The organism is Saccharothrix sp. NPDC042600 (genome assembly GCF_040647305.1).
In the GTDB taxonomy this organism is placed as follows: Bacteria; Actinomycetota; Actinomycetes; order Mycobacteriales; family Pseudonocardiaceae; genus Actinosynnema; species Actinosynnema mutabilis.
Window position 1 is genome coordinate 80,975 of the sequence record NZ_JBEZBW010000024.1, and the last position, 12,347, is coordinate 93,321.

Genomic DNA, 12,347 nt, shown 5'->3' on the forward strand with positions numbered 1-12,347 from the left:
TTCAGTCGACTTGGGGTGGGGAGGTGCGTCATGAGGTGTTCGGACGGGGTTAGGGTTCACCGGTGGCCATCGCACGTGCCGAACGGCTCGTCAACCTGGTGCTGTGTCTGCTCTCCACCCGGCAGTACCTGACCGCCGAGCGCATCCGCGCCATCGTCCCCGGCTATTCCGACGCCGCCACGGACGAGGCGTTCTTCCGCATGTTCGAACGCGACAAGACCGAGCTGCGGGACCTGGGCGTGCCCCTGGAGATCGGGCGCAGCGCCGAGTTCGACAACACCGACGGGTACCGCATCGCCCGCCGCGACTACGAGCTGGGCGACGTGGACCTGGAGCCCGACGAGGCGGCGGCGGTCGCGCTGGCCGCCCGGCTGTGGGACTCGCCGCAGCTCACCGGCGCGGCCCACGGCGCGCTGATCAAGCTGCGCGCGGCCGGCGTGGACGTCGACCACGAGGTGCACACCGCCGTCGAGCCGAAGGTGCGCACCACCGAGCCCGCGTTCCCGCCGCTGCTGGCCGCCGTGCAGGAGGGCCGCGTGGTGGAGTTCGACTACCGCAAGCTCACCCCCGTCGAGGTGCGCACCCGCACCGTCGAGCCGTGGGGCGTGGTGGCCTGGCGGGGCCGCTGGTACCTGGTCGGCCACGACCGCGACCGGCGCGCGCCGCGCTGCTTCCGGCTGTCCCGGATCGTCGGGGACGTGCGGGCGGTGGGCAAGCCCGGCGTGGTGGACCGGCCCGCGGAGGTGGACCTGCTCAGCTTCGTCAAGCGCAGCGAGCCGTCCACCCAGGCCGTGGCCACGGCGAAGCTGTGGGTGGCGCGGGGCAGGGCGCAGGGCGTGCGCCGGCGCGCGCGGGTCGTGGGGGAGCGGGAGCTGGACGGCGTGGCCGGTGACGTGCTGGAGATCGACCTGAGGTTCCCCGACTCGGCGGCGGCCTGGATCGCCGGGTTCGGCGCGGACGTGCTGGTCCTGGAGCCCGAGGTCCTGGCCAAGACGGTGCGGGAGAAGCTCGTCGGCGCGCTGCGCGGTGCGGGGGTCCGGGCGTGAACGCCTCCGCCGACCGGCTGCCCCGGCTGCTGGCCCTCGTGCCCTACCTGCTCGCCCGGCCCGGCATCCCCATCGAGGAGGCCGCCGCCGACTTCGAGGTCACCCCGCGCCAGCTGCGCAAGGACCTCGAACTGCTGTGGATGTGCGGCCTGCCCGGCTACGGGCCCGGCGACCTGATCGACCTGTCCTTCGAGGGCGAGACCGTCACGGTCACCTTCGACGCGGGCATGAGCCGCCCGCTGCGGCTGACCGCCGCCGAGGCCACCGCGCTGCTGGTGGCGCTGCGCGCGCTGGCCGAGACGCCCGGCGTGGTGGACAAGGACGCCGTGCAGCGGGCCGTGGCCAAGATCGAGGCCGCGGTCGGGCAGGCCCAGCCCGCCGGGGTCGCCGTGGGCCTCGCGATGCGGGAAGCCCCGGAGACGGCCGTCGTGCGCGACGCGGTGTCCGACGGCGTCCGCCGCGGGCGTGCCCTGCGCCTGCGCTACTACACGCCGTCACGCGACGAGGTCACCGACCGGGTCGTGGACCCGATGCGGGTGCTGCTGGTCGAGGGCCGCAGCTACCTGGAGGCGTGGTGCCGGCTCGCCGACGACGTGCGGCTGTTCCGGCTCGACCGCGTCGACGGCGTGCAGGTCCTCGACGAGCCCGCGTCCCCGCCGCCGCACGCCACGCCCACCGACACCTCGGAGGGGTTGTTCCGCCCGGACCCGTCGCAGCGCACCGCCGTGCTGGTGCTCGAACCCGACGCCCGGTGGGTCGCCGAGTACTACCCGGTGGACTCGCTCACCGAGCTGGAGGACGGTCGCGCGCGGGTGCTCATGCGCTACGCCGACACCGCGTGGATGGTCCGCCTGCTGCTCGGTCTGGGCGGCGAGGTGCACGTCGAGCAGCCCCCGGACCTGGTCGAGGCGGTCGTCCGCCAGGCCGACGCCGCGTTGCGCCGGGCGGATCACCTCCCGGCAACCTAGGCCCTATACGGTGGTGCGGTGCCGTACTTGCCGAGCCTGGTGTTGATCCTGGTCGGAATGGTCCTTTTGATCGTTCTCGTGGCCAAACTGGTCGGATCCTTGCGCCGCTTCCGCGCCGCAAGCACTCTGGTGGGCGACAGGGTCGGCGACGGCGTCGGTCTGCTGCGGGCGCGGTTCGCCGCGCTCGGGGTGGCCTTCGCCGAACGGCGTCCGGACCGGGCCCGTCAGGGCAACCCCCGCGTACCATCGACGGACCGGGGCAGACAGGAGGACCACCGTGGGTAACCTCGGAGCTACTGAGCTGATCATCATCGCCGTGGTGATCATCCTGCTGTTCGGGGCGAAGAAGCTGCCCGACATGGCGCGCTCGCTGGGCCGCTCGGCCAAGATCCTCAAGGCCGAGACCAAGGGCCTGCGCGACGACGACCAGCCGCAGGACACCCCGTCGCAGCAGGCCGCCCCGCAGCAGCTGCCGCCCGCGCAGCCGCAGCCGGTCGTGCAGCAGCCGGTCGCGCAGCCGCAGCAGGTCGCCCAGCCGGCGCAGCCGCAGCCGCAGGTCGCGCAGCCGATCGAGCAGAGCCCGCAGAACCTCCAGAACAAGCAGAACTAGCCAGAAGGACGGTCCGCACGGTGGGGGCAAGTCCGTCCCGGTGGGCGCAGCTCCGGGAGCGCCGCAAGCTGAGGAGCCGTCGGGCCAACCCCGACGGCACGATGTCGTTGAAGGACCACCTCTACGACCTCCGGCACCGCCTCGGCTTGGCACTGCTGTTCATCGCGCTCGGCGCGATCTTCGGCTTCTTCTGGTGGGGCTGGAACATCTTCGGGCTGCCCAGCCTGGGCCAGGTGGTCATCTCGCCGTACTGCGGCATCCCGGTGACCGACCGGTTCAACCAGAACGGCAACTGCCAGCTGTTGCAGACCAAGCCGTTCGAGGCCTTCATGATCCAGCTGAAGGTCGGCGCGGCGGCGGGCATGGCGATCACCGCCCCGCTGTGGCTGTACCAGGTGTGGCGGTTCATCGCGCCCGGCCTGTACGCCAAGGAGCGCAAGTTCGCGCTGGTGTTCGTGTTCTGCGCCTCGGTGCTGTTCGTGCTGGGCGCGGTGCTGGCGTTCTACGTGGTGCCGCAGGGCCTGACGGTGCTGGTGGGCTTCGGCGACAGCCAGTTCCTCACGGCGCTGTCCGGCGGGGACTACATCGACTTCGTGCTGGCGCTGCTGCTGATCTTCGGCGTGAGCTTCGAGCTGCCGCTGATCGTGGTGATGCTCAACCAGGTCGGCGTGCTGACCTACGACAAGCTGCGGCGGTGGCGGCGCGGCATCACCTTCGGGCTGTTCATCTTCGCCGCGATCGCGACCCCGGGCACGGACCCGGTGTCGATGGTCGCGCTGGCGGTGGCGTTGACGCTGCTGTTCGAACTGGCCATCCAGATCGCGCGGATCCACGACAAGCGCGCCGCGCGCAAGCGCAAGGCCGAGGGCTGGGACGAACTGGCTGACGACGAAGCGTCACCGTTCGACTACACGCCGTCGGCGGTGGACGGTGCCGAGGCGCCCGTGGAGTCGGTGGCCCCCAAGGAGCCGCACCGCGTCCGCTACGACGACGCCACATGACCCGCGCCGCCCTCCTGGTCTGCCCGGCTTCGGGCAAGGGCCGTGCCGCCCGCATGGCGGGCACGGTGGCTTCCCGGCTGCGCACCGCCGTGGACTCGCTGGACCTGCACGTCGCCTCCTCGGCCGAGGGGACCTCCGCGCTCGCGCGCCGGGCCGTCGAGGACGGCGTGGACGTGCTCGTGGTGCTGGGCGGTGACGGCGGCGCGCACCTGGGCGTCCAGGCGTGCGCCGGGACGTCCACGGCGTTGGCCGTGGTGCCCGCCGGAACCGGGAACGACCTGGCCACGGCGCTGGGCACGCTGTCGGTGGACGACGTGGTCGGCGCTTTGTGCGACGGGTCGCGGCGGGCGCTGGACCTCGGGCGCGTCGGGAACGGGACGTGGTTCGCGACCGTGCTGTGCGCGGGCTTCGACTCGGCGGTGAACGAGCGCGCGAACGCCATGCGCTGGCCCGCCGGCCCCCGCCGGTACGACCTGGCCATCCTGGCCGAACTCGCGGCCCTGCGGCCCGAGCCGCTGGTGGTGGAGACCGAGGACTCGACGCTGGAACTGGACGCGCTGCTGGTCGCGGTGGGCAACACCACCAGCTATGGCGGCGGCATCCCGGTGTGCCCGGACGCCGACCCGGCGGACGGGTTGTTCGACGTGACGGTGGTGACCGCGGCACCCCGGCGGACGTTGCTGCGCATGCTGCCGACGCTGCGGACCGGGCGCCACGTCGAGCACCCGGCGGTGCGGACGCTGCGGGCGAAGTCGGTGCGCGTGGCCGGGCCCGGGTGGGTCGGGTACGCGGACGGCGAGCGCGTGCACGGGCTGCCGTTGGAGGTTTCCTGCAGGTCAGGGGCGTTGACGGCGGTGAGCCGGTAGACCGGTGACGTGGCCGGGGCGAAGAACGGAGCTTTTGTCGGTGCCATGTGACAGCCTTGAGGGGTGTCACGCACTTCGCGGTCTCCGGCCGACGCCTACGCGGACTTCCGCCGAAAGTCTTCCCGGCCCAAGCTGACCGACTTCCTCTCGGTCCTCTCCTTCGAGCTCGACCCGTTCCAGCAGCGCGCGTGCGAGGCGCTGGAGGACGGGCACGGTGTGCTGGTCTGCGCGCCCACCGGGGCGGGCAAGACGGTCGTCGGCGAGTTCGCCGTGCACCTGGCCCTCTCCGAGGGCAGCAAGTGCTTCTACACGACGCCGATCAAGGCGCTGTCCAACCAGAAGTACGCCGACCTGGTGGCCCGCTACGGGGCGAAGAACGTCGGGCTGCTGACCGGTGACACCTCGGTCAACGGCGGCGCGCCGGTGGTCGTGATGACCACCGAGGTGCTGCGCAACATGCTCTACGCCGGCTCCTCGACGCTGGAGAGCCTCGCCTACGTCGTCATGGACGAGGTGCACTACCTGGCCGACCGGTTCCGCGGGCCGGTGTGGGAGGAGGTCATCCTCCACCTGCCCGAGTCGGTGCGGCTGGTGAGCCTGTCCGCCACGGTGAGCAACGCCGAGGAGTTCGGCGAGTGGCTGGTCGAGGTGCGCGGCGACACCACCGTGGTGGTGGACGAGCACCGGCCGGTGCCGCTGTGGCAGCACATGATGGCCGGCGGCCGGATGATGGACCTGTTCGCCGGTGAGGGACCCGACGGGCACGCGCGGATCAACCCGCAGCTCCTGCGGCACACCGAGGACCTGGCGCGCTTCCACGTGCCGTGGAGCCGGGGCCGCAACGGCAAGGACAAGGGCGGTCGGCCGCCGCGGTCCTCCGGGTTCAAGCCGCCGTCGCGGGTGGACATCGTGCAGCGGCTGGACGGGGCCGGGCTGCTGCCGGCGATCGACTTCGTGTTCAGCCGGGCCGGGTGCGACGCGGCGGTGGCGCAGTGCGTGCGGGCCGGGCTGCGGTTGAACACCGAGGTGGAGGTCGAGCAGATCCGCGCGGTCATCGAGGAGAAGACCAAGGACCTGCCGCAGGGCGACCTGATGGTCCTGGGGTACTGGGAGTGGCGCGAGGCGCTGGAGCGGGGCATCGCGAGCCACCACGCGGGGCTGCTGCCGGCGTTCAAGGAGACCGTGGAGGAGCTGTTCGTCCGCGGGCTGGTGAAGGTCGTGTTCGCGACCGAGACGCTGGCGCTGGGCATCAACATGCCCGCGCGGACCGTGGTGCTGGAGAAGCTGGTCAAGTACAACGGCGAGGCGCACGTCGACCTGACGCCGGGTGAGTACACGCAGCTCACCGGCCGGGCGGGGCGGCGCGGCATCGACGTCGAGGGCCACGCCGTGGTGGTGTGGCAGCCCGGTGTGGACCCGAAGGCGGTGGCGGGGCTGGCGTCCACCCGGACCTACCCGCTGCGCTCGTCGTTCCGCCCCGGCTACAACATGGCCGTCAACCTGGTGCACCAGCTCGGCGCGGCGGCGGCGCGGGAGATCCTGGAGCAGTCGTTCGCGCAGTTCCAGGCCGACCGGTCGGTGGTGGGGCTCGCGCGGCGCATCGAGCGCAACCGGGAGGCGCTGGGCGGCTACGCCGAGGCGATGAGCTGCCACCTGGGCGACTTCACCGAGTACGCGGGGCTGCGGCGGCGGGTGGCGGACCGGGAGAAGGCGCTGGCGCGGCAGAACACCTCGGCGCGCCGGGCGGAGGCGGCGGCGTCGCTGGAGCGGCTGCGCAAGGGCGATGTGATCGCGGTGCCGTCGGGGCGGCGCTCCGGGCTGGCGGTCGTGATCGACCCGGGCCTGGAGCCGTTGGGCGAGGCGCGTCCGCTGGTGCTCACCGAGGACCGGTGGGCGGGGCGGCTGTCGGCGGCGGACTTCCCGTCGCCGGTGGAGGTGCTGGGCCGGATGCGGCTGCCCAAGCAGGTGGACACGCGGTCGCCGCGCTCGCGCCGGGACCTGGCGTCGTCGTTGCGCAACACCGGGATCGTGCCGCCGTCGTTCCGCAAGAAGCGGGCGGGGGCGGACGAGGACGCCGAGCTGGCGACGTTGCGGCGGGCGCTGCGGGCGCACCCGTGCCACGGCTGCGAGAAGCGCGAGGACCACGCCCGGTGGGGCGAGCGGTACCACCGGCTGCTGGCCGAGACCGAACAGCTGGAGCGCAAGGTCGCGGCGACCACGCACTCGCTGGCGCGGCAGTTCGACCGCATCCGCGGGTTGCTGCGCGAGCGGGGGTACCTGCACGCGGAGGAGTCCGGGCCGGGTGAGGAGGTCACCGAGCACGGCAAGCGGCTGACCCGCCTCTACAGCGAGTCCGACCTGCTGGCGGCGGAGTGCCTGCGGCACGGCGTGTGGCGGGACCTGGAGGCGCCGGAGCTGGCGGCCGTGGTGTCCGCGCTGGTCTACGAGGCGCGCCGGGACGGTCCGCTGGAGACGCGGCTGCCGCCGGGCCCGGTGACCGACGCGCTGACCGCCACCGCGCGGCTGTGGGCGGAGCTGGAGGACGACGAGCGCCGCCACAAGCTGGACCGGACGCGGCAGCCCGACCCGGGCTTCGCGTGGCCGGTGTACCGGTGGGCGCGCGGCGAGTCGCTGGAGAAGGTGCTCAGCGCGGCCGAGGCGTCGGGCACGGAGCTGGGCGCGGGCGACTTCGTGCGCTGGTGCCGGCAGGTGATCGACTTCCTCGACCAGATCCGGGACGTGGTCGGCGGCGACGACCCGGTGGGCGGTACGGCCAAACGGGCGGTGGAGGCGTTGCGCCGCGGGGTGGTGGCCATGGCCACGGTCTGAGAAAGCTTTGCGGGGTGGCTGGGTGCGCCCGGCCGCTCTGTGGTTTGATCGCGCCCGCAAGGCATGACCACGTTTTTCCTCTACCGACCGTCGGAGGCCGAGCATGACCAGTCCGTACGGACCGTCCGGAGGGAACGACCCGCAGCAGCAGTGGGGCCAGCAGCCCTACGGTGGCGGCGGGTACCCCGGCACGCCGTCGGGTGGTTTCCCCGCTCAGCAGCCCGGTTACGGGCAGCCGGACCCGTCGCAGCAGCAGCCGCAGTGGGGGCAGCAGCCGCCGCAGCAGCAGTACACGCAGCAGTACCCCGGCGGTTACGACCCGACCCAGCAGCAGCCGCAGAACCCCTATGGGCAGCCGGACCCGTCGCAGCAGCAGTGGGGCCAGCAGCCGGGCCAGTTCGGGCAGTACGGGCAGCAGCAGAACCCGTACGGCCAGCCCGGTTACGGCACGCCGCCGGCGAAGAAGTCCAGCGCGGTGCTGTGGGTCGTCGTCGCCGTGGTCGTCCTGGCCGTGGGCGCGGTGCTCGTCCTCGGTTTCGTGACGCCCGGCTGGTTCAAGAAGAAGATCTTCGACAACACGGCCGTGCAGAACGGGATCGTGCAGATCCTCAAGGACGACTACAAGATCTCCGACGTGGAGAGCGCGACCTGCACCGGCGAGAACCCGGTGGAGCCGAACCGCTCGTTCACCTGCAAGGTGAAGATCGGCGGCAAGGACAAGGACGTCAAGATCACGGTGAAGACCGCGGACGGCGAGTACGAGGTCGGCCAGCCCACGGGCTGAGTTGGATTGCCGCGACGCCGTCGCGGCGGCGAAGCCGCCTGGAAGTCGGCTCATCGCGCCGTGTTTCCCACCGATCGGAAGAGCTGATCGGCGGGAAACACGGCGCGACAAGCCGACGCGGCCTCGCGGTGCGCCGAAACTCGATGGCGGTTCCCGGTCCCGGGAGGCACGATCGGGCGCGTGACCGACATCGACGTCCGCGTGCTCACCGACGAAGCGCAGTACCGCGCCGCCCACACCGTGTTCCGGGGTTCACTGCACCACGCCCCCGCGCCGGACGAGCGGTGGGAGGCCGTCAAGACCTCCTACGAGCCGGGGCGGACGATCGGCGCGTACGCGGGGGACGAGCTGGTCGGTGGGGTGCAGTCGTTCCCGTCGGCGTTGGCGGTGCCCGGCGGCGCGGTGGTGCCGATGGCGGCGGTGTCGCGGGTCGGCGTGCGGGCGGACTGGACGCGGCGCGGCGTGTTGACCGCGATGAAGCGGGCGCAGTTGCGCGCGTTGCGCGAGGGCGGTGACGTGGCGGCGACGCTGCGCGCCTCGGAGGGCTCGATCTACGAGCGCTTCGGCTACGGGGTCGCGACCCGGTACCGGGAGGTGCGCATCCGCAAGCGCGAGGCCGCGCCGCGGGTGCCGATCTTGGGCCGGGTGCGGCTGGTGCCGGTGGACGAGGCGCTGCCGCTGGTGCGGGAGCTGTTCGAGCGCCTGTCGCCGGGGCGGCCGGGCACGATCGCGCGCTGGCCGGGCTGGTGGGACGTCAGCGTGGCGCGGTCGGAGGACAAGGACCGCCTGCGGGTCGCGGTGTGCTCGGGCGAGGACGGCGACGACGGGTACGTCGTCTACAAGGTCGAGCGCGGCTCGTGGGAGCGGGGCGTGGAGAAGCCGACCGTGCTGGAGGTCCAGGACTTCTGGGCGGCGAACCCGCGGGCGTGGGCGGACCTGTGGGGGTTCACGCTGCGGGTGGACCTGGTGGGCGAGGTGTTCGCGTTCGGCCGGCCGCTGGACGAGCCGCTGGAGTGGCTGATGGCCGACCGGCGCGCGGTGTTCGTGGAGGACGTGGCGGACGAGACGTGGCTGCGGCTGGTCGACGTGGAGTCGGCCTTGGCGGCGCGCGCGTACGGGGTCGCGGTCGCCGTCGCCGACCCCGTGGTGATCGGGGTGCGCGACCGGTTCCTGCCGGAGAACGACGGCGCGTACCGGGTCACCTCTTCGGGTGCCTCCCGGACCTCGGATTCACCTGATTTCGTGGTCGATGTGGACGTGCTGGGCGCGGCCTACCTCGGTGACGTGTCGTTCTCGGCGTTGGCGATGACCGGCCGCGTGGTGGGTGGGTCGGCTGAGGCGCTCGGGCGGGCGGACAGGCTGTTCGCGGTGGACCAGGTGCCGTGGTCGGGGACATTCTTCTGAGTCGGTTCGTCGGGGACGTTCTTCTGAGGTTGTTCGTCGGGGACGTTCTTCTAGGAGCGCCGGCGTTCCAGGGCGTTGAGGAGCCTGGGCAGGGAGCTGCCCAGGCCCCAGCGGCGGGACAGTTCCTCGACGCGGTCCGGGTCGGCGGGCGCGGTGGGCACGATGTCCGGGCGGTCCTGGAGGACCTTCGCGTCGGTGGCCACGTTGACCACGGTCGGCGCGACGGCCAGGTAGTCCTGGGCGGCCAGCAGGGCGGTGCGGGCGCGGGTGGTGAGCTTGCGGTCGCGCGGGTCGTGGACGGCGTCGAGCACCGCCCGCAGCGACCCGAACTCCTTGACCAGCTTCGCGGCCGTCTTCTCGCCGATGCCCGCGACGCCGGGCAGCCCGTCGGACGGGTCGCCGCGCAGCACGGCCATGCCCGCGTAGGCGGGGCCGGCGTCGGTCTCGGGCAGCCCGTACTTGGCGGCCAGCTCCACCGGCCCGAGCAGCTCGGCCTTGGCCCAGCCGCGACCCAGGTACAGCACGCGCACGGGGACCGGTTCGTCGCGGACGACCTGGAACAGGTCGCGGTCGCCGGTGATGACCTCCACCGGGTCGGTCTCCTCGCGCGCGGCGAGCGTGCCGATGACGTCGTCGGCCTCGTAGCCCACGGCCTCGGCGGTCGCGATGCCCACCGCGTCGAGCACGTCGAGGATGATCGGCACCTGCGGGGTGAGCGTGTCCGGCACGTCCTCCTCGCCCTCGACGCCGCCCTCCAGGACGCGGTGCGCCTTGTAGGAGGGCAGGGCGGCGACGCGGAACTCCGGGCGCCAGTCGGCGTCCAGGCACGCGACCAGGCGGGTCGCGCCCCGGTCGGTGACCACCTTGGTGATCGTGTCGATGAACCCGCGCACCGCGTTGACCGGTGTGCCGTCGGGCGCGGTCATCGACTCGGGCAGCGCGTAGAACGCCCGGAAGTAGAGGCTGGCGGAGTCCAAGAGGACCAGTCGGCTGGACACGGCGGTCAGCATGCCAGAAGGGACCGACAAAAGGTTTTGATCAGCCTGGCCGGCGTGGTCGGGGTGGGGGCCGGTCGGGGGTTCGACACCGGCCGGGGTGGTTCGGGACTGGCCGGGGTGGATCGGGACTAGGCTGCGCAAGCATGTCGACCCATGTTGGACCCATTGACGTGGACGCCCTCCGCGCGCGACTGGACAAGGCCGCCACCGCGGCGTCCGTCGCCGGCGTGGACGCCCTGCTGATCTCCCCCGGCTCGGACCTGCGCTACCTGATCGGCGCGGGCGGGTCGTCGTTCGAGCGCCTCACGTGCCTGGTGCTGCCGGTCGGCGGCACGCCGGTGCTGGTGGTGCCGAAGCTGGAGCAGCCGGGGTACGCGGGCATCCCGACCGACCGGCTCGGGGTCGACGTGGTGACGTGGGTGGACGGCGAGGACCCGTACGCGCTGGTGCGCGGGGCGTTGAAGGGCACTCGGGTCGCGGTGTCGGACATGATGCCCGCCCTGCACACGTTGGGGCTGCGCGACGCGATCGGCGGCGAGCAGGTGCTGGCCGGGCCGGTGCTGCGGGAGCTGCGGATGCGCAAGGACGCCGCCGAGGTGTCGGCGTTGCGCACGGCGGGCGCGGCGATCGACCGCGTCCACGCCCGGATGGGTGAGTGGCTGCGGGTGGGACGCACCGAGGCCGAGGTGGGCGCGGACATCGCCGCCGCGATCGTGGCCGAGGGGCACGTGCGGGCCGACTTCGTCATCGTGGGCTCGGGCCCGAACGGCGCGTCGCCGCACCACAGCCTGTCCGACCGGGTGATCGAGGCCGGGGACGTGGTCGTGGTGGACATCGGCGGCCCGGTCGCCGAGGGCTACTGCTCCGACTCGACCCGGAACTACGTGCTGGGCGAGCCGCGGGACGCCGACGTGTGGGAGACCTACGCGGTGCTCCAGGCGGCGCAGAAGGCCGCGGTGGAGGCGGTGCGGCCGGGCGTGACGTGTTCGGCGGTGGACGCGGCGGCCCGGGACGTGATCGCCGAGGCCGGGTTCGGCGAGTTCTTCGTCCACCGGACCGGGCACGGGATCGGCCTGGACGTGCACGAGGAGCCCTACATCGTGGGCGGCAACGACCTGGTGCTGGAGCCGGGCATGGCGTTCAGCGTCGAGCCGGGCATCTACCTGCCGGGCCGGTGGGGCGCGCGGATCGAGGACATCGTCGTCGTCACCGAGGACGGCGTGGAAAGCGTGAACAACCGACCGCATGAACTGGTGGTGCTGCCGGCGTGACCAACCTGGAGCCGATAGACCGGGCGATCCTGCGTGAACTGGCGGCCGACGGCCGGTGCAGCTTCACCGACCTGGCCGAACGGGTGGGCCTGAGCGTGTCGGCCGTGCACCAGCGGGTGCGCCGGCTCGAACAGCGGGGGGTGGTGCGCGGCTACGCGGCCCGCCTGGACGGCGACGAGATCGGGCTGCCGCTGACGGCGTTCATCTCGTTGACGCCCATCGACCCGGCGGCTCCGGACGACTACCCGAAGCGGTTGGAGCACTTGCCGCAGATCGAGGCTTGTTACTCGGTCGCGGGGGATGCTTCTTATGTGCTTCGGGTGCGGGTGGCCTCGCCCACGGCTTTGGAGGAGTTGTTGCGGCAGATTCGGGAGGTGGCCAACGTGTCCACTCGGACCACCGTTGTGCTGTCCACCCCTTATGAGGATCGGCCTCCGGCTGTTTGAGCGATGTGCGTTGCGCGCTCTCAAGGTCGAGAGCGGAGAGCGGAGAGCTAAAAGCGAAGAGCTAAAAGCGGCGCTCGCCGCGCGGCAGGCCCCCGGGGGTGGAAGGGCGTCGGTTCGTTCCCCG

The 12,347-nt window shown here is 72.5% G+C and carries 12 protein-coding genes; 11 read left to right on the top strand and 1 reads right to left on the bottom strand.

Features of this window, described 5'->3' with window-relative positions; all coding sequences use genetic code 11:
- The first annotated feature begins 62 nt into the window (after positions 1-62).
- The 9 genes from AB0A74_RS17750 to AB0A74_RS17790 all read left to right on the top strand — a co-directional run bounded on the left by AB0A74_RS17750 (position 63) and on the right by AB0A74_RS17790 (position 9,508).
- On the top strand, positions 63-1,046 hold the full coding sequence (locus AB0A74_RS17750) for a WYL domain-containing protein (protein ID WP_343932129.1): 984 nt from the start codon (positions 63-65) through the stop codon (positions 1,044-1,046).
- Positions 1,043-2,014 (top strand): YafY family protein, encoded by a 972-nt coding sequence (locus tag AB0A74_RS17755; protein ID WP_358250603.1) that lies wholly within the window; start codon positions 1,043-1,045, stop codon positions 2,012-2,014. The genes AB0A74_RS17750 and AB0A74_RS17755 overlap by 4 nt, the downstream gene beginning before the upstream one ends.
- An 18-nt stretch (positions 2,015-2,032) precedes the next feature.
- On the top strand, positions 2,033-2,299 hold the full coding sequence (locus AB0A74_RS17760; RefSeq protein ID WP_358250605.1) for a bacteriophage holin: 267 nt from the start codon (positions 2,033-2,035) through the stop codon (positions 2,297-2,299).
- Positions 2,292-2,624, top strand: a complete 333-nt coding sequence (gene tatA, locus AB0A74_RS17765) for a Sec-independent protein translocase subunit TatA (protein WP_358250607.1) — start codon at positions 2,292-2,294, stop codon at positions 2,622-2,624. Before AB0A74_RS17760 ends, tatA begins: the two co-directional genes overlap by 8 nt.
- Before the next feature lie 101 nt (positions 2,625-2,725).
- A complete protein-coding gene (tatC, locus tag AB0A74_RS17770; RefSeq protein ID WP_358250629.1) occupies positions 2,726-3,625 on the top strand; it encodes a twin-arginine translocase subunit TatC in 900 nt (299 codons plus the stop codon).
- Entirely contained in the window at positions 3,622-4,491 is an 870-nt protein-coding gene (locus tag AB0A74_RS17775) for a YegS/Rv2252/BmrU family lipid kinase (protein WP_358250609.1), read from the top strand. The genes tatC and AB0A74_RS17775 overlap by 4 nt, the downstream gene beginning before the upstream one ends.
- Positions 4,492-4,554: 63 nt before the next feature.
- The gene (locus AB0A74_RS17780) at positions 4,555-7,320 is read left to right on the top strand and encodes a DEAD/DEAH box helicase (protein ID WP_358250611.1); all 2,766 of its coding nucleotides are present in this window, start codon (positions 4,555-4,557) and stop codon (positions 7,318-7,320) included.
- Positions 7,321-7,423: 103 nt separating this feature from the next.
- A complete protein-coding gene (locus AB0A74_RS17785) occupies positions 7,424-8,104 on the top strand; it encodes a DUF4333 domain-containing protein (RefSeq protein ID WP_358250613.1) in 681 nt (226 codons plus the stop codon).
- 180 nt (positions 8,105-8,284) lie between these two features.
- Positions 8,285-9,508, top strand: coding sequence for a GNAT family N-acetyltransferase (locus AB0A74_RS17790; RefSeq protein ID WP_358250615.1), 1,224 nt, complete (start codon positions 8,285-8,287; stop codon positions 9,506-9,508).
- A gap of 50 nt (positions 9,509-9,558) precedes the next feature.
- Here AB0A74_RS17790 and AB0A74_RS17795 read toward each other — a convergent pair whose 3' ends face one another.
- Positions 9,559-10,506, bottom strand: coding sequence for a 5'-3' exonuclease (locus tag AB0A74_RS17795; RefSeq protein WP_358250617.1), 948 nt, complete (start codon positions 10,504-10,506; stop codon positions 9,559-9,561).
- A 143-nt stretch (positions 10,507-10,649) separates the two neighbouring features.
- Between AB0A74_RS17795 and AB0A74_RS17800 the strand changes: the two genes are divergently transcribed.
- Positions 10,650-11,777, top strand: a complete 1,128-nt coding sequence (locus AB0A74_RS17800) for a Xaa-Pro peptidase family protein (protein WP_358250619.1) — start codon at positions 10,650-10,652, stop codon at positions 11,775-11,777.
- A complete protein-coding gene (locus AB0A74_RS17805) occupies positions 11,774-12,223 on the top strand; it encodes an Lrp/AsnC family transcriptional regulator (protein ID WP_309110674.1) in 450 nt (149 codons plus the stop codon). Before AB0A74_RS17800 ends, AB0A74_RS17805 begins: the two co-directional genes overlap by 4 nt.
- The last annotated feature ends 124 nt before the right edge of the window (positions 12,224-12,347 follow it).

Coding starts and splice junctions, on each gene's coding strand:
- AB0A74_RS17785 (WP_358250613.1), top strand. CDS start 7,424: ATGACCAGTCCGTACGGACCGTCCGGAGGGAACGACCCGCAGCAGCAG.
- AB0A74_RS17800 (WP_358250619.1), top strand. CDS start 10,650: ATGTCGACCCATGTTGGACCCATTGACGTGGACGCCCTCCGCGCGCGA.
- AB0A74_RS17775 (WP_358250609.1), top strand. CDS start 3,622: ATGACCCGCGCCGCCCTCCTGGTCTGCCCGGCTTCGGGCAAGGGCCGT.
- tatC (WP_358250629.1), top strand. CDS start 2,726: ATGTCGTTGAAGGACCACCTCTACGACCTCCGGCACCGCCTCGGCTTG.